Source organism: Ruegeria sp. HU-ET01832, from assembly GCF_040371315.1.
In the GTDB taxonomy this organism is placed as follows: domain Bacteria; phylum Pseudomonadota; class Alphaproteobacteria; order Rhodobacterales; family Rhodobacteraceae; genus Ruegeria; species Ruegeria lacuscaerulensis_A.
In genome coordinates this window covers 601,902-619,036 of the sequence record NZ_BAABWL010000001.1, presented here as the reverse complement: position 1 = coordinate 619,036, position 17,135 = coordinate 601,902, and the positions used below count along the sequence as shown (strand labels likewise).

General features: G+C 58.1%; 16 protein-coding genes. 7 read left to right on the top strand and 9 right to left on the bottom strand.

The window, feature by feature from the left end:
• The first annotated feature begins 3 nt into the window (after positions 1-3).
• A complete protein-coding gene (locus tag ABWV79_RS03095; protein WP_353390794.1) occupies positions 4-618 on the top strand; it encodes a hypothetical protein in 615 nt (204 codons plus the stop codon).
• A gap of 81 nt (positions 619-699) precedes the next feature.
• Positions 700-1,416, top strand: coding sequence for an alpha/beta fold hydrolase (locus ABWV79_RS03090; protein WP_353390368.1), 717 nt, complete (start codon positions 700-702; stop codon positions 1,414-1,416).
• Here the strand turns inward: ABWV79_RS03090 and ABWV79_RS03085 are convergent.
• Positions 1,407-1,991, bottom strand: coding sequence for a DUF6151 family protein (locus ABWV79_RS03085; RefSeq protein ID WP_353390367.1), 585 nt, complete (start codon positions 1,989-1,991; stop codon positions 1,407-1,409). The two genes, ABWV79_RS03090 and ABWV79_RS03085, sit on opposite strands and share 10 nt — an antisense overlap.
• Positions 1,992-1,996: 5 nt before the next feature.
• Positions 1,997-3,268, bottom strand: a complete 1,272-nt coding sequence (gene phaZ, locus ABWV79_RS03080) for a polyhydroxyalkanoate depolymerase (protein ID WP_353390366.1) — start codon at positions 3,266-3,268, stop codon at positions 1,997-1,999.
• A 114-nt stretch (positions 3,269-3,382) separates the two neighbouring features.
• On the opposite strand from phaZ, the gene ABWV79_RS03075 reads away from it, so the two are divergent.
• From ABWV79_RS03075 to ABWV79_RS03060, 4 genes are all read left to right on the top strand, one after another.
• The gene (locus ABWV79_RS03075) at positions 3,383-5,185 is read left to right on the top strand and encodes a PHA/PHB synthase family protein (protein WP_170354600.1); all 1,803 of its coding nucleotides are present in this window, start codon (positions 3,383-3,385) and stop codon (positions 5,183-5,185) included.
• Between the two features lie 132 nt (positions 5,186-5,317).
• On the top strand, positions 5,318-5,764 hold the full coding sequence (locus ABWV79_RS03070; RefSeq protein WP_353390365.1) for a phasin family protein: 447 nt from the start codon (positions 5,318-5,320) through the stop codon (positions 5,762-5,764).
• Positions 5,765-5,897: 133 nt separating this feature from the next.
• Positions 5,898-6,452 carry a polyhydroxyalkanoate synthesis repressor PhaR gene (phaR, locus tag ABWV79_RS03065; protein WP_353390364.1) on the top strand — a complete coding sequence of 185 codons (555 nt, stop codon included), beginning with the start codon at positions 5,898-5,900 and terminating at the stop codon, positions 6,450-6,452.
• Positions 6,453-6,463: 11 nt separating this feature from the next.
• On the top strand, positions 6,464-7,222 hold the full coding sequence (locus tag ABWV79_RS03060; RefSeq protein ID WP_353390363.1) for a trypsin-like serine peptidase: 759 nt from the start codon (positions 6,464-6,466) through the stop codon (positions 7,220-7,222).
• A 3-nt stretch (positions 7,223-7,225) separates the two neighbouring features.
• On the opposite strand, the gene ABWV79_RS03055 is transcribed toward ABWV79_RS03060, so the two are convergent.
• On the bottom strand, positions 7,226-8,440 hold the full coding sequence (locus ABWV79_RS03055) for a DegT/DnrJ/EryC1/StrS family aminotransferase (RefSeq protein WP_353390362.1): 1,215 nt from the start codon (positions 8,438-8,440) through the stop codon (positions 7,226-7,228).
• A gap of 215 nt (positions 8,441-8,655) precedes the next feature.
• On the opposite strand from ABWV79_RS03055, the gene ABWV79_RS03050 reads away from it, so the two are divergent.
• Positions 8,656-9,624, top strand: coding sequence for a formylglycine-generating enzyme family protein (locus ABWV79_RS03050; protein WP_353390361.1), 969 nt, complete (start codon positions 8,656-8,658; stop codon positions 9,622-9,624).
• A gap of 11 nt (positions 9,625-9,635) precedes the next feature.
• Here ABWV79_RS03050 and ABWV79_RS03045 read toward each other — a convergent pair whose 3' ends face one another.
• The 6 genes from ABWV79_RS03045 to ABWV79_RS03020 all read right to left on the bottom strand — a co-directional run bounded on the left by ABWV79_RS03045 (position 9,636) and on the right by ABWV79_RS03020 (position 17,130).
• Positions 9,636-10,940 (bottom strand): NAD(P)/FAD-dependent oxidoreductase, encoded by a 1,305-nt coding sequence (locus tag ABWV79_RS03045; RefSeq protein ID WP_353390360.1) that lies wholly within the window; start codon positions 10,938-10,940, stop codon positions 9,636-9,638.
• A gap of 6 nt (positions 10,941-10,946) precedes the next feature.
• Entirely contained in the window at positions 10,947-12,305 is a 1,359-nt protein-coding gene (locus tag ABWV79_RS03040) for a glutamine synthetase family protein (protein WP_353390359.1), read from the bottom strand.
• On the bottom strand, positions 12,305-12,985 hold the full coding sequence (locus ABWV79_RS03035) for a type 1 glutamine amidotransferase (RefSeq protein ID WP_353390358.1): 681 nt from the start codon (positions 12,983-12,985) through the stop codon (positions 12,305-12,307). Before ABWV79_RS03035 ends, ABWV79_RS03040 begins: the two co-directional genes overlap by 1 nt.
• Before the next feature lie 59 nt (positions 12,986-13,044).
• Positions 13,045-14,364 carry a glutamine synthetase family protein gene (locus ABWV79_RS03030; RefSeq protein WP_353390792.1) on the bottom strand — a complete coding sequence of 440 codons (1,320 nt, stop codon included), beginning with the start codon at positions 14,362-14,364 and terminating at the stop codon, positions 13,045-13,047.
• A 111-nt stretch (positions 14,365-14,475) separates the two neighbouring features.
• Positions 14,476-16,662, bottom strand: a complete 2,187-nt coding sequence (locus tag ABWV79_RS03025; protein ID WP_353390357.1) for a xanthine dehydrogenase family protein molybdopterin-binding subunit — start codon at positions 16,660-16,662, stop codon at positions 14,476-14,478.
• A 3-nt stretch (positions 16,663-16,665) separates the two neighbouring features.
• Positions 16,666-17,130, bottom strand: a complete 465-nt coding sequence (locus ABWV79_RS03020; RefSeq protein WP_170752479.1) for a (2Fe-2S)-binding protein — start codon at positions 17,128-17,130, stop codon at positions 16,666-16,668.
• Positions 17,131-17,135 lie beyond the last annotated feature (5 nt).

Below are 17,135 nucleotides of genomic sequence, written 5' to 3'. Positions count from 1 at the left end.
AGCATGTGGAGCCTTGAGACGCTGGGCCGCGTGCGACTGTCCAAACATTTCTACATGCGCGATTTCCTGTATTCCGAGATCGGGAATTTCCATGAAAAACAAAACCTTCCAGATAACCCCAATCTTGCCATAGAAACAGGTCAGGCCCTGTGCAAAACCTTACTGGATCCTTTAGAGGAAACCTTTGGGCGTGTCGCCGTACGCTCGGGCTATCGGTCGCCGTCGCTGAACCGGTTCGGCAATGAAAACCGGCTGAATTGCGCGCGCAACGACAATCCATTGGAGTGCCACATCTGGGACCGGGGCGAAGGGGACGCGCGCATAGCGGGGGCTTCGATCGTGATTCCTTGGTTTGCTGATCAGTATGACGCAGGCCGGGACTGGCGGGATCTGGCGTGGTGGATGCACGATCATCTGGACTATTCCGAGATATGGTTTTTTCCCAAACTCTGCGCGTTTAACTTGGTCTGGAGGCCGATCCCCCACAAGCGGATCGACAGTTATATTGCGCCGCGCGGATGCCTGTTGCGACCCGGCGCCGAGCCTGCAGAAAATCAGCATCGACGGCGCACACGCTATGCAGATTTTCCGCCGTTCAAGGGGATCGCTTATCCCTGAACTTTTGCTTGCCCAGTTCAACAAAACTACGCATCTTACGGAAAACGTAACACAAAGTGGTCGATTTCAAGGAGGCCCTGTGTGATTGAACCGTTGGTATTTCTGCCCGGGTTTATGTGTGATGCAAGGTTGTTCGGCGCCCAGATTTTGCAGATTTCTGGTGCTCGTGCTGTGACGGTTGCCCCAGTATCGGGCGGCGAACGGATCGAGGAAATAGTCTCGGGGTTGTTGGACCAGTTGCCACATCGCTTTGCGCTCTGCGGGTTTAACATGGGCGGGGTCGTTGCTTTGGAACTTGTCCGTAGGGCTCCTGACCGGGTGACGCGTTTGTGTCTGATGTCTACCGACGCACAGGCCGATACACCCCAGATTGCTGCTGACCGAGAGGAGTTGATCGTAGGGGCCAAATCAGGCCGGTTCGAAGAGGTCATGCAGCGCTTGATTGGAACGGAGACGCTTGCTCCGGGGCCGGGGCGCGTGCCGATTTTGAACGAGGTTATGGCTATGGCAAAGGATCAGGGGCCAGAGCTGTTTGAACGGCAGATGCGGGCGCTGCAGAGGCGCACGGATCAGCAACCTGCGCTTAGGCACATAAACGTGCCGACACTGATCATTTGCGGGGCACATGATCAGCTTACGCCAGTTAAGCGGCACCGGTTCATGGCCGAGATGATCCCTAACGCCGAACTGAAGATTATGGAAGACGCAGGGCACTTGCCCCCTCTAGAGACGTCCGCAGAAGTCACGCAAGCGCTGGAAGAATGGCTGAATATTAGAGTCGGGTTGCCTTACTTATAAAGTGCTGAACGTTCAGCCTTGGTCAGGATAACAGGGGTTCTGATCGGATCACCCGTGCCGATGTCAAAAAACGGAGTGTGCTTCCAGCTTCCTGTCAAAAGAGACTTGAGTACCCGTGAGACAAGCCCGAAAGCCGCGTATCCCAGCTTTTCATGCTCTTGCTTGCCGCCGGGTTTTGGAACAAAGCCACGTGTTGTGATAGGGCCGAGGGCGGATGTATCCAACATGCGCGCGACAATGAATCCTGCGAATGGGAATTTTGCTGTGCGCGACGTGGTGGCCAATGGGGCATCGCAACAACTGGCGTACCAGCGCAGCATTCCTTTTGGGCTGAGTTGCATCAATGCCAAATGTTCGGCACCGGTTTCGATACGAACTTCTTCGGGCAACATCTGCAGAACTTCGACCGGCCCGGGCGCGGGATCGGGTTGGTTGAAATACAGCTGGGCCGCGCGGCAGTCGTTGCAATAGCAAACGACATGTGTCGAACACCTTATACCTGCCGCGGTAATATGACCGCGCAGACAACCACACGAACAGGCAAAGGCTGTATCCACTGCCTTTGCCTTACGCATCTTGGTCAGGCGACCTTGTTTTTATTTGCCGGGCGACGTTGAGGCTTGCGCGTGTTGGCGTTCATGAAATCGATAACCAACGGACGAATATTGTCGCGCCAGCTTCGCCCTGCGAAGATGCCGTAGTGGCCAGCGCCGGGCTCGACGTGGCTGGCTTTTTTCGAAGCGGGCAGGCCGGTGCAAAGTTCAAGCGCTGCGATACACTGGCCAGGCGCAGAGATATCGTCATTCGCGCCTTCAACCGTTTTAACTGCTACGTCAGTGATCTTGCCGATATCTACTTTGTGTCCCGCTACAATGAATTCGTTCTTCGCAATTTCACCGTTCTTAAAGATGCGCTCCACGGTGGACAGGTAGAACTCGGCCGTCATGTCCATCACTGCAAGGTACTCATCGTAAAAGCGGTTATGTGCGTCATGGTCCGACGCCTCACCGCGCATGACGCGCTGAATTTGGTCCGAGAACGCCTTGGAGTGGCGATCCCCATTCATCGACATGAATGAGGCAAGCTGCAGCAGGCCGGGATAGACCATACGCCCGACGCCTTTGTACTTGAAGCCCACGCGTTGAATCATCGTTTCTTCCAACTGCCCCATGGTCACGCGGCGGCCAAAATCGGTGACGTCAGTTGGCGTTGCATCCGGGTCCACTGGTCCGCCGATCAGCGTCAGGGTGCAGGGTTGTGCCTTTGGCTCGACTTCGGCCAAATAGGCTGTCGCGGCCAAGGTTAAAGGAGCAGGTTGGCAGACGGCAACTACATGCGTTTCAGGGCCGAGCTCCTTCATGAAATCAACAAGATATAGCGTATAGTCCTCGACATCGAACTTGCCCTCAGACACAGGGATGTCGCGTGCATTATGCCAATCGGTGACATACACTTCGCAATTTACCAGCAAGCTTTTGACTGTGGACCGCAACAGGGTGGCGTAGTGCCCGGACATGGGCGCAACCAACAGAACCTTGCGAGATTGTTCTTTTCGTCCGTTGACGCGGATGTGGATCAGGTCACCGAAAGGACGCTCCAACACAGGCACGATGTCTACCAAATGGTCCTTACCATCTTCGCAGGTGAAGGTGCGAATGCCCCAGTCGGGTTTGACAATCATTCGCTGAAATGTCCGTTCGGTCACTTCGCCCCAGGCAGCCATCATGCTGAACGCGGGATTGGGTACCATTGCAAACAGCGGGTACGAAGCCATCGCACTTGCTGTCGCGCCCATCCATTGGTTGGTATTGCGCATGGTTTCCATCAGATCGTAGGTCATCATGTAGCGCATGGATTGGGCCCCCTATGAGTGTCAGCCTGTACGTAAGGACTTTTCGTCGCTTTGCCTTATAGTTTCCGCGACGTTATTCTGCATAGCAGAAAATAGTAGGGGGGAATTGTTAAAATGACAACAACCGAAGACCGATCGCCAGAGCTGACCGAGGAACACCTTGAGCGGCTTAAAGAAAATATGAACAAAGTCGAAGCTTTGTCGAAGCGGCTGGTTGAAGTCATGGCTGGAAAAACTGCGCATTCCCCCGCGTTAGATGGCCCGAATCAAGATCTTTTTGCAAAAGCAGCAACGGCCTATATGACCGAGGCATGGCAAAATCCTGCCAAGCTGTTGGAGCATCAGATCGAGTTTTGGGGAAAGTCAGTTCTGAACTTTGCCGAAGCGCAGCAGGCTCTTGCGTCCGGAAACCCCGATGCTGCGGAACCCGGCCCGAAGGACAAGCGGTTTTCCAACCCGATGTGGGACACAAACCCCTATTTCCGCTTTGTACGTCAGCAATACCAGACAAACGCCCAAGCGATCGCTCAGGCGGTCGCATCAGTTGACGATATGCCCGAAAAAGACAAGCAACGGCTTCAGTTTTTCTCGCAGCAGATCATCGATATGATGTCCCCTACGAATTTTCTGGCCACAAATCCCGATGCCTTGGAAAAGGCGGTTGAGACCGAAGGTCAATCCTTGATTAAAGGTCTGGAGAATCTCGTCTCAGATCTCGAAGCCAACAATGGCGAGATGGTCGTACGTCTGGCCGATGACAGCGCGTTCGAGATTGGAGGCAATATTGCCACTACACCGGGTGAGGTGGTCTACCGCAATGATTTGATGGAGCTGATCCAGTACAAACCCGCGACCGAGACCGTTTTCGAAACACCGATTATTCTCTTTCCGCCTTGGATCAACAAGTTCTACATTCTGGACCTCAAGGCGCAGAACAGCCTGATCAAGTGGGTGACTGAACAAGGCTATACGCTATTCGTTGTCAGTTGGGCGAACGCGAACGCCTCCCACGCGGATATCGGGATGGGCGACTATATCGAGCAAGGCTATCTGACCGCGATTGAGCAGGTGAAACAGATCTGCAAGGTCAAGCAGGTCAACGCTGTAGGCTATTGTATTGCGGGAACGACGCTTAGCCTGACCTTGTCGTTGCTCAAACAGCGCGGGGACAAGTCGATCAAGTCGGCCACATTCTTCACCACCTTGACCGACTTCGGAGATCAGGGCGAGTTTACCCCGTTCCTCCAGAATGACTTTGTCGACGGGATCGAGGATCAGGTCGGCAAAGACGGTGTTCTCAAAGCCTGGGTGGTTGGGCGGACGATGTCTTTCCTTCGGTCCAATGACCTGATCTATGGTCCTGCAATCCGTAGTTATATGATGGGCGAAACCCCCCCGGCCTTTGATCTGTTGTTCTGGAACGGGGATGGAGCAAACCTGCCCGGTCGAATGGCAATCGAATACCTTCGGGGTCTTTGCCAAAGCAATGATTTCGTCAATGATGGGTTCGAGCTATTGGGGCATAAGCTGCATATCCGCGATGTGGATGTGCCATTGATGGCCATAACATGCGAAACGGATCACATCGCGGCATGGAAAGCCTGCTACCGTGGCGTGCAGCAGATGGGCTCGCGGTCAAAAACGTTTGTTGTCTCGCAATCCGGCCATATCGCGGGGATTGTCAATCCGCCCAGCAAGAAGAAATACGGACACTATACCAATCCCGATCTAAAGGCAGATGCCGATGATTGGATGAAAGAGGCAGATTTCCATGAGGGATCGTGGTGGCCTCTTTGGGAAGCTTGGTTGAAAAAGCGTTCTGGCAAGCAAATCCCAGCGCGTGAACCGGGCGATTCGGACCATCCGTCTTTGTGTCCGGCACCCGGAAGTTATGTTTTGGTCAAGGCAACCGATTGATTTATCAGGGAACCCGAAGTTTTTTCTGCATCGCAGCAAGAAAATTCTTGTAATGCTGCGATGCAGCAATCATATTGTCCTCAAGCTGATGAAAACCGGGGCAGGCCCGGTTCGGCAAAAAGGATTTGGACAATGGCTAAGACACAAGACTTCACCGCTGCTCTGAAAGACATCATGGGCGCGTTTCCCGTTGACACCACCGCACTGGAAGGTGCGTTCAAGTCGACCGCAACCCTGAACGAAAAACTGTCGGGCGTTGCTCTGGAAGCTGCAGAGAAATCGGCAGAAATCTCGAACAAATGGACCAAAGACACTCTGGCCAAACTGACCGAGATGTCGAAAGCAAAAGCAGAGCCTGCTGACTACGCAAAAGCCGCAACCGACTTCGCAAGCGCGTCGGCCGAAGTTGCCGCTGAAAACCTGGCTGCCTTCGCCGAAATCGCGAAAAAAGTTCAGAGCGAAACTGTCGAGCTGCTGATGGCTGCCGGTAAAGACGCTGCAGAAGACGCAACTGCTGCTGTCAAGAAAGCCACCAACGAGGTGACTGCTGCTGCCAAGAAAGCAACAGCTGCCAAGTAAGTAAGGCCGCGAGGCGCACCCATCCTCCCATCTGGTGCAATCGCGTCGGGCAGGTCGAAAGACCTGCCCTTTCTTTTTGTTCTGCAGTCGCATAATCTCTGCTGCAACGCATCATCCTTGGGGAGGGTAAACGGTGTCAGAACAAGAAAAACCGTTGTTGATCAAACGCTATGCCAGCCGTCGGCTGTATAACACCGAGACCAGCGACTACGTCACGCTAGAGGATATCGCCGTGTTCATCCGCGATGGACGCGAAGTGCAGATTATCGACCTGAAGACAGGTGATGACCTGACACGCCAATATCTGTTGCAAATCATTGCGGAACACGAAAGCCGGGGCGAAAACGTTCTGCCGGTGAACGTGCTAAACGATCTGGTCCGCAGCTACATGCTGCCGGGCGGGGGTATGATGCCTCAGTTCCTGCAAAGCTCGTTCGAGATGCTGCGCGAAAGCCAGTCGAAGATGATGGAAAACATGAGCGCCATGAACCCGATGTCGCAGATGCCGGGGTTCGAAGCGATGCAGGCGCAGCAACAGGCGTTTTTGAAGGCGATGACCGGTGGACTTTCGGGCAACTGGTCCGGCCCGGACAAAGAAGAACAGCCTGCGACGGAACCCAAAGAGGATCTGGACGAAATCAAGAAACAACTGGCTGAGCTGCAGCAAAAGCTATCCAAGCTGAATTGACGCGACCGGTAATGCTCTGGCTTGTTTTGGGTGTCGCATTGGCATGGTCAAGCCCTGCGCTGTCTCAAGGTGTTTATTCGGATGATTGGTCCGAGGTTTGCCGGTTGGGCAGCGCGGCCTCACTCGGTTGCGACGCCGTGCGTGAACGACAGATCCAGGACGCGACGCAAGTGCCCTGGCGCGCAGTCGGGCGGGTCAATTTTGCAGGTCGGGACCAACGATCACATTGCACTGGCACTCTGGTGGCAGAGCGTTTGGTTCTGACTGCGGCGCATTGCCTTTTCAACACGGCACGCAACCGTTGGATCCCACCCGCCAGCATACGGTTCGCAGCTGGTTATCAGCGAGGAGAAGCGGTCGCGGTCTCGAACGTTTCGAGATATAGGCTGCCGCCCGGGCAGGGACCAACAACATTCAACCGGCGCGCGGATCTGGACTGGGCGCTGCTGGAACTGACCGAGCCTCTTGGACAACAGATCACACCGGTGCCTTTAGCGAAAACCGCTGCGCCCTCATCCTATCTGGTGGGCTATCCCGGGGTGCGGCCTCATGTCCTGAGCCGCACCCCGTCATGCCCGCCAACCCGCGCAGAGCAAGGAATTTTAGTGGCTATTTGCCCCGTGATGATGGGGGATTCGGGTGCGCCGCTTTTGGTGGATGGCCCTCAGGGGCCAAAGGTGGCGGCTGTTCTGTCGCGTGTGGCCGCGACCGCGCAAGGAGTCACGGCGCTGTTTGTCTCGTCGGACCTTGTTGGTCCTCAAGGGAACTAGCAGTTAGGTGCCATAGACCGGAACTGGCCCGGTTACTTCACCAACCGAAGCCAGTAGGATGTCGGCGATCACGTCCAGTTCCTCACGTGTCAGGCGCACGGGCAGGCGCACGTCACATGCCTTCATCAGCATGTCACGAGTCTGCGGCAGTTCAAACTGTTCCGGCAGGAACTGCCAATTCCAAAAGGCGCGAGCGTTATCCTCGCTTTGACCAAAGACCTGAACCTTGACCCCACGCGACTCGGAGGCTTCGGCAAAGGCGCGGATCTCGTCATCGCTGAGACCAACCAGATTGAACTGGATCGAATCCGGCGCGCGGCGTTCGGGTGACAGGGGCGCAGGGACGTCGATGAAATCAGAGCTACTCAGACGCTCGGCCACATAGTCATGATTGGTCAAGCCATCCTTGACGCGCCGCGCCAGTTCGGGGATCTGGGGACGGATCACGGCGGCGCTGAGGTTGCTCATCCGCAGGTTATACAGCGGCAGCTTGTTCTGCCAGCGGGCAAAGGCCTGCTCCAACTCGGGCGAGTTGTCGCCGTGCGGGGTTTTGTGCTTCTTCCAGTTATGCTCATACGCGCCTGACATGATCACGGCCTGCGCCACCAGATCGGCGTCGTCGGTGATCAGAATGCCACCTTCGCCCGCGTTGATCATCTTGTAGGACTGGAACGAAAAACAACCGACCTTGCCAATCGTGCCGATATTCTTGCCGTGCCATGTGGTGCCCAGCGAATGCGCCGCGTCCTCGACAACCGGAATGTCACGCGCGTTGCACAGCGCCATGATCGCGTCCATGTCGGATGTATGGCCACGCATATGGCTGATGATGACGGCCTGAACACTGTTCAGCTTGGCCTCGAAATCGGCCATGTCGATGCGATAGTTCTCGCCCACTTCGCACAGAACCGGAATGCAATCCGCATGCACGACCGAAGACGGTACGGCCGCAAAGGTAAATCCGGGGATCAGCACCCGCGCATCCCGGGGCAGGCCCAATGCCTTGAGCGACAGAAACAAAGCGGCCGAGCAGGACGATACGGCCAGCGCGTATTTCGTGCCCAAAAGGGCCGCGAATTCGCTTTCCAGAAGCGCGACAGGCGCATCCTGCGGCGCGGTATAGCGAAACAGGTCGCCCGATTGCATCAGGGCGTCGATGGCCTCACGCGCGGCGGCAGGGATGGGTTCGGCGTCATGAACGTTAGGAGGAAGCGTCATATTTGATTTTCCCAAATTCTATCTTTGGAAAAGATAAAGCTAAAAGAACTTCAATCCAAGCCCCTACGTGCCCATGCAGCAAAATTTCACCCAACTGTCGCAATCCAGAGGGTAACTTCGTCCCGACCCCGGATTGCGCCTTGCGTCCATCGGGGAATCCGGGTGGCAATGGGGCAATCTAAACACTGCATTTCACGGTCCGGATTTTTGCCATCATGCTTGCTAGACTTGCTTTTTCACTGTCCATTCTCGCTCTGCCAGCTCAGGCGCAATACGTCCTGTCCGACGGAACCGAGGTCGCACCGCTTGAGATGTTTCAGGAATGCGACGTCTGCCCCGAGATGATCGTGTTGCCCGTGGGCGAGTTCCTGATGGGCGCCCCACCTGGAGAATCCAAGCGCAACTTCCATTGGGACAAAAAGGGGTTTCGTCTCGCGACACCGGAAGAGCCCTATATTGCCCATCACGAGGGACCGGTTCATCCGGTAACGATCGATATGCCCATCGCAATGGGCCGCAACGAGGTGACCCATGACCAGTGGATGGCCTGTGTAAACGACGGAGGTTGCAGGGGGTATATCCCGGGTGCTTGCACACCGCGCATTGATGGGCCGTGCATAGACATTCGTGGTAATTACCCGGTCGTCGATGTGTCATATCTGGACGGGCTTGCATATACAAAATGGCTCAACCAGAAAGTGGGGGCCGAAGTTTATCGCCTGCCCACTGAGGCGGAATGGGAATACGCGGCCCGCGCTGGGACGCAGACCCCTTTTGCTCAGGGTGAGGAAGTAACCACCGATCAAGTCAACTTCCACGGCAAGCCAACGGAAGAGATGCTGGGTGTCAAGCGCCCCGATCTGGCGCGGCGAGGCCATCCGGTTCGAGTGGATGAACTAGACGCCGAAAATGCGTGGGGATTGCGGCATATGTCCGGAAATGTGTCAGAAGTCACGTTGTCTTGTTGGGGTCAAAAACATGAGCCATGGAATTTATCTAGTATCTATTTGCAACAAGCCATTGAGACAGATTGTGAGTGGCAAGTTGGGCGTGGGGGCGCTTTCTGGATTGCGATGGATTTCTCGCGTGTGGCAACACGAGGCAGAAATTACCCGGACGGACGAAGAATGTCTGCCGGATTTCGGGTGCTACGCGATTTCGGTAGCTTACTAAAACTCAATTAATCGATCCGCAATCACACCCCCAGCCGATCCCGCAAAGCAAACCACGTCATCGCCAGCACCAGAAGAGGGCTGCGCAGGGCGGGGCCTCCAGGGAAGGGCAGGGCAGGGACGCGCGCCATGGTGTCGAACCCTTCGGCCTGTCCCTGAATGGCCAGTGCCATCAACTGCCCCGCATGGGTTGCGGTGCCGACCCCGTGGCCGGAATAGCCCGAGGCGGACAGGATATTGGGCGCAACCCGCGTCAGATAGGGCATCCGCCGCATGGTGATCGCCAGCGTGCCGCCCCAGGCGTAGTCGATTTTGACGTCGCGCAGGTGTGGAAAAATCTCGACCATTGGTTTGCGGACCTTGGCGGCAATGTCTGCCGGGAAGCGATAGCCATAGCTTTCGCCGCCGCCAAATAGCAGCCGGTTGTCAGCGCTAAGGCGGAAATAGTTCACCACGAATTTCGTATCGGCCACCGCCACGTCTCGGGTCAAAACACGGGCGGCATCGGTGCCTAGCGGTTCCGTGGCAGCAATGAAATTGTTGATCGGCATGACCCGCGCGGCGACCTTGCTGTTCAGGCCCCCCAGATATCCGTTACAGGCCAGAATGACGTGATCCGCCGTAACCTTGCCCTGTGCGGTGTGGACGATGGCGGGTGAGATTTCCTCGATGCCAGTCACCTCGGTGCCTTCATATATCCGCACGCCTGCCTTGGCCGCCGCCTGCGCCAGACCCAGCGCATAGTTCAGCGGATGCAGGTGGGCGGCCCCCATGTCCAGATAGCCGCCGCGATAGGCGGGCGAGGGGCACAGACCATGGCCCGCGCCTTCGTCCAGCAGTTCCATCTGGTCATAGCCATAGCGGTCGGACAGATGCGCCGCGTGATCGTGCAATTCCTGCTGTTCGCCAGCGGAAAGGCCCAGAACGGCTACGCCCGGTTTCAGGTCGCAGTCGATATGATGCTTGGCGATCAGGGATTTGACCAGCGCCTTCGCGTCCTCGGCCAGATCCCACAGCTTGGCGGCGTCGTCATCGCCAACCAGCCGCTCAAGATCTTCCTGATCCATCCGTTGGGCGCTGCCCAATTGCCCGCCATTGCGGCCTGATGCGCCAAAGCCCACACGATGCGCCTCAAGCAGCACAACGCTGAACCCTGCCTTGGCCAGATGCAGCGCGGCGGACAGGCCGGTATAACCGCCGCCCACCACGCAGACGTCGGCTTTTTCACCGCCTGCAAGAACAGGAAAGCGGTCAATCGAATTGGCCGTAGCCGCGTACCAGCTGGCCGGGTATTCAGCCTTGCGGTCGTTGGAATAAAGCAGGTTCATCGCGGATCAGACGTTCAGCAGCAGATGCTCACGCTCCCACGGAGAGATGACCTGCAGGAACTCTTCATACTCGGCGCGTTTGACGATGCCGTAGACGCGGGCAAATTCGGGGCCCAGAACCTCATGCAAGGCGGTCGCTTCATCGAACAGGTCCAGAGCATTGCCCATAACCTGAGGGATATCGCCTTCGCCTTCGTAAGCGTCGCCATAGAACTGACGGCGCGGGCGTTCCTGTTGGACCAGGCCCAGATAGCCGCAGGCCAGAGACAGGGCGATGCCCAGATAGGGGTTGCAGTCCATCCCGGCGATGCGGTTTTCGACCCGGCGCGCCTCGGGCCCCGACAGAGGCACGCGGATGCCGGTGGTGCGGTTGTCGCGTGCCCATTCCAGATTGATCGGGGCGGCGTGATCTTTCACGTAGCGGCGATACGAGTTCACATAGGGCGCCATCACCGCCAGCCCCGAGGGCAGGTGGTTCTGCAACCCGGCGATGAAGTGATAGAATGCGTCCGTTTCGCCCCCTTGCGGTCCCGAGAAAATGTTCTGCCCTGTTTCCATGTCGATGATCGAATGGTGGATATGCATGGCCGAGCCCGGCTCATCCACGATCGGTTTCGCCATAAAGGTGGCAAAACAATTGTGGCGCAGCGCGGCCTCGCGGATCAGGCGTTTGAAATAGAACACCTCATCGGCCAGCTTGACCGGGTTGCCGTGGCGCAGGTTGATTTCCAACTGGCCTGCGCCGCCTTCCTGCGTGATGCCGTCAATCTCGAAACCCTGATGTTCTGCGAAATCATAGATGTCATCGATCACCGGACCAAACTCGTCCACGGCCGTCATCGAGTAGGCCTGCCGCGCCGCCGCCGGACGACCCGAGCGGCCCATCATCGGCTTGATACTTTGCGCAGGGTCCACATTGGGGGCGACCAGAAAGAACTCCATCTCGGGCGCGACGACGGGTTTCCAGCCTTTGTCGTGATACATCTGGACCACGCGTTTCAGCACGTTCCGCGGGCTGAACGGGATCGGGTTGTCATCACGGTCATAAGCGTCGTGGATCACTTGCAAAGTCCAGTCGCCCGTCCACGGCGCGGCGGAGGCGGTCGTGAAGTCGGGCTTCAGGATCATGTCCCGTTCGATGAACCCATCCTCACCCGCGGCCTCGCCCCAGTCGCCCGTGATGGTCTGGTAAAAGATGCTGTCTGGCAGGTGGAAGTAGGATTGCTTGGCAAATTTCGAGGCAGGTACCGCCTTGCCGCGCGCGATGCCGGGCAGGTCCGAGATGATGCACTCAACCTCGTCCAGTCGGTGGCCGTCGAAATAGCTGCGGGCTGCCTGCGGCAGTTGGTCTGTCCAGTCGGCCATCAGGCCCTCTCTTTCTTCAAAAACTCCGCCATGAATTGCCCGATTTTGGGGTTGTCGTCATTGGCGGGCAGGCGGTCAGTGGCCGCTTGCATCAATTCATCGGGGACCACGCCCTTGCCGCGTGTCTCGATCAGGCCCTGGATAAAGCTGTCACCATATTCGGGGTGGGCCTGTACGGTCCAGATCGTGTCGCCATAAGCCACCATGGCGTTGCGACAGAAATCGTTGGTACCGGTGACGCGCGCGCTGTCGGGTAGGGCGACTACCTGATCCTGATGCCACGCATTCAGCGTAACTGTCTGGCCATCAAGGTCATAGTCGGTGCGCCCAACGGCCCAGCCTCCGGTGAACTTTTCAACCTTTCCGCCCAGCGCCTGTGCTATGATCTGGTGGCCAAAGCAGACGCCAATAAGCGGCTGGCCTTTGTCGCGGATCGCGCGGATCAGATTTTCCAGCGGGGGGATCCACGCGTGATCCTCATACGCCCCATGGCGCGAGCCGGTGATGACCCAGCCGTCGGCGGAGTCTGTGCCGTCAGGGAACTGGCCGTCCACCACGTTGTAGGTCTGAAACGTAAAGCCGTTGCCGCCCAGCAAGGTACGGAACATGCCGTCATATGTGCCGAAGTCTGAACGCAGCTCATCCGGAGGGTGGCCGGTTACAAGGATGCCGATTTTCATAGGTCACCAAATTTGATCAAATTCATTCTAGCGAACCAAAAGGGGCCGGGCAAGGGGGGTCAGACAGCCTCGACGTAGCTTAGCCAGTGCTCTTCTGGGGGGCGCTCGGCGAAGCGGCGGATTTCCTGCCGTTTGGTCATCGCCAGAAAGCGGATCATATCAGCGGGGAAGATACGCGCCACGTGGGGATCGGATTCGAAGGCAGTGATCGCGGCCTCCCAATCACCCGCCAGTTGGGGTAGGCCGTCGATATCATAGGCGTTGCCGGTGATTGGGGCGGGCGGGTCGGTTGCGTCCTTGATCCCGTTCATCGCAGCACCCAGAACGGCGGCCAGCATGAGGTAAGGGTTGATGTCGCCTCCGGCCACACGATGTTCAATCCGGCGGGCAGCAGGGGCACCGCCGGGAATACGCAGGGCGGCAGTGCGGTTCTCATAGGCCCAGCTAGCGCCGGTGGGCGCGTGGGCGCCGGGAACCAGCCGGGTGTAGGAATTGCCATGCGGCGCAAAGATCAGTGTGCTGCCGGGCATCGCCGCCAGACAGCCTGCAATGGCGTAGCGCAGCGTGTCCGTCCCCTCGGGGCCTCCATTGTCAAACACATTGCGGCCCTGATCGTCCACAACCGAGAAATGCACATGCATTCCGTTGCCTGCGTCATCGGCATAAGGTTTGGACATGAACGTCGCGGTGAACCCGTGTTTGCGGGCAAGGCCGCGCGTCAACACCTTGAAAAGCCATGTATCATCGGCGCAGCGCATGGCTTCCTGATGGTTCAGGTTGATCTCGAACTGACCAATGCCGCTTTCGGAAATGGCGGTCTGGGCGGGAATACCCATTGCGGCGCAGCCATCGTAAAGCTCGGTGAAAAAGGCATCGAACGCGTCCATCTCGGCCATGGACAGCACGGCCTCATCCACCAACCTGCGCCCGGTTAAGGGGTTTATCGGGGGGCGAGGCTGCGTGCCGGATGAATCCAGCAGTGTGAATTCCAGCTCGGTCGCTGCGATCACGGACCAACCGCGCTGGGCATAGCGGTTCAGTACAGCGCTCAGCGCGTGGTGGGGGTCTCCGGCGAAGGGGGTGCCGTGGTCGTCGTACAGACACATCGGCACCAGTGCGGTGTCCACCTCAAGCCAAGGCATAGGGACCGCACCGCGATCGGTGGGTAGCAGCACACCATCGGCATCACCGGATTCAAACACCAGCGGACTGCCGTCAATATCCGCGCCCCACAGGTCAACATTCAGCGCCGAGAACGGCATCCGCACGGAGCCTTTGTCCAGCTTGTCGGAATACGAGGGCGGCACGCGTTTGCCCCGCAACTGACCGTTCAGGTCACAGGCTGCAACGCGAAAACTGTGCAAGGCGCTCAGGTCCATCGGGGGCTCCATCATTGTGGTTCTCCCGAGGTTTAATCGACACGACGCGCCTTGTCACGAAATTTGATCAAATTAACCCCGCGCCGGGTTCAGGCGGCGCGGGGCAGGGGGTCAGGCGAAGCTGACACCGTTTTCGGCCATCGGATGCTCGGCCACCAGAATGCCCGACATCGCGTGGATCGCATTTGCCAGCGCCGGTGCGGACGGGGGCGTTCCGGGTTCGCCCACGCCAGTCGGCGCTTCGGCGGACGGCACGATATGCACGTCGATGGCTGCTATATCACTGATGCGCAGCGGCTCGTAATCCGGGAAGTTGGACTGATCGACCGCGCCGCTGGTCAGGGTGATCTGGTCGCGCATCACATGGCCGATGCCATAGCCTATGCCGCCTTCCATCTGCGCCTTGACCACATCGGGGTTCACCGCGATGCCGCAATCCACGGCACAGGTGACCTTTTCGATCTTGATGCCATCTTCCGGATCGCCCGAGATTTCAACGACTTCAGCCGCGTAAGACCCAAAGGATTTATGCACCGCGATTCCTTGCGAACGGCCAGGAGGCGCATTGCCCCAGCCCGCTTTTTCAGCCGCAAGTTTCAGAACGGCAGCCTTGCGTTGCTGATCTGGATTGGCGCTGTCGGAGAGGTGGGCCAGACGGAATTCAACCGGGTCACGACCTGCGGCTTCGGCCACCAAGTCCATCATGGTTTCCATCGCATAGGCCGTATGGGTATGACCCACCGAGCGCCACCACAAAACCGTGGTCGCCTTGGGCGTGTCGGTCAGGCCAACGGCCATGCTGGGGATGGCATAGGGGCTGTCAGCCACACCTTCGACCGAGCTGTGATCGACGCCGTCATGGACCAGAACGGCCTCGAACGCGGTGCCTTTTATCACCGATTGCCCGGCGATCTGATGTTGCCAGCCCACGATATTGCCATCCGCATCCAGACCCACGCGGACTTTATGGCCAAAGGCAGGGCGATAGTAACCGCTGCGAATGTCATCCTCGCGCGTCCAGACCAGTTTCACCGGGCGCGAGCGGTCTGTGACCACAAAGGCCAGCGCCGCTTCGACCTGATAATCCGCATCGGGCGTGGCGCGGCGACCGAACGAGCCTCCGGCCAGCATGGTCTTGATGTGGATCTTCTCGGGCGGCAGCTGGAAGATCTGCTGATAGGCCATATGCGGGCCCGTCGGCATCTGCGCGCCATCATGCAGAACGATGTCACCCTCAGCAGTTTGTTCGATGGTGCAGTTCAGCGGCTCCATCGGCGCGTGGGCCAGCAGTGGGAAGTAAAAGGTCTTTTCAACCACCTTATCCGCGCCGTCGATGGCTGCTGAAACCGCTGCAACATCCGCCTTGTTCACGTTGTAGGTGGGCTCTGCATCCAGCGCGGCCATGATCTCGGACTTGATCTGATCTGAATCGCGGGTCTCAGCGCCCGACTTGTCCCATTCGACCTCAAGCGCGTCGCGGGCCTGGATCGCGGCCCAGGTGTTTTCTGCATAGACCGCAACACCTGCCTGATTGGGCAGAACAGCGGCACTGATATAGCCTTTGACCTCTTTTGATGCGCTGTCATCAAAGCCAAGTGCAATTCCGCCCTTGGATTCCGGGCGCTTGATCATCGCGACCAACTGGTTCGGCAGATGCACATCCATCGCATACATCGCTTGACCGTTGCCCTTGATAGCCGAGTCCTTGCGGCGCACGGCTGCGTTGCCGATCAGGCGGAACTCGGACGGGTCTTTGAGGCGCGGCTCGGCCGGCGCTTCTAGCTGCGCAGCGGCCGCCACGAACTCCGCAATCGGAGCGGATTTGTCACCGGCCTTGACCATGCCTTCCTCGATGGTGATGCCCGACGCATCCACGCCCCAGCTTTGGGCGGCGGCGTTGATCAGCATCTCGCGGGCGGCGGCACCGGCCTGACGGTATTGCAGCCAGGAATTCGCCATCGCGGTCGATCCGCCCGTGCCCTGGAACGGGCCGAACAGCAGGTTGTTATAGACATTCGGGTCCGACGGCGCGAATTCATATTCGATCTGATCCATGGTCAGGCCGATTTCCTCGGCGATCAGCGTCGGCAGGCCGGTGGCCGGGCCCTGACCCTTTTCAAAATGCTTTACGATGGCCGTCACGGTGCCATCCGCGTCGATTTTCACGAATGGGTTGAATTGAGTGGTCTCGGACGAAGCCGCCGCCAATACGCCATCGGGGCGGGCACCGACCAGCAGCACGGCACCGGCAGCAGCGGCACCTTTCAGAAATCCACGGCGAGAGGTGTTGATGGTCATGGATCAGGCCTCCAGAATCTCGGACGCGCGCTGGACGCCGGCGCGGATGCGTTGATAGGTGGCACAGCGACAGGCGTTGCCATACATGTACTCGTCGATTTCCTCGGCCGAGGGCTTGGGGTTTTCGGACAACAGCCCGACAGCCGACATAACTTGACCCGACTGGCAATAGCCGCACTGAACCACGTCCAGTTCGACCCAGGCTTGCTGGACTGCGGCGCCGATTTTGTCGTCGCCCACGGCCTCGATCGTGGTGATCTCGGCATCTTCGACGTCTTCGATGTAGGTTTGGCACGAACGCACGGGCTCGCCGTTCAGATGCACGGTGCAGGCCCCGCAGGACGCAACGCCGCAGCCGAATTTGGTTCCGGTCAGCTTAAGCTCATCCCGGATCACCCAAAGCAGGGGGGTGCCGGGTTCGGCGTCGACCGTGTGGGTCTGGCCGTTCAGTTTCAAGGTCAGTGACATGAGGG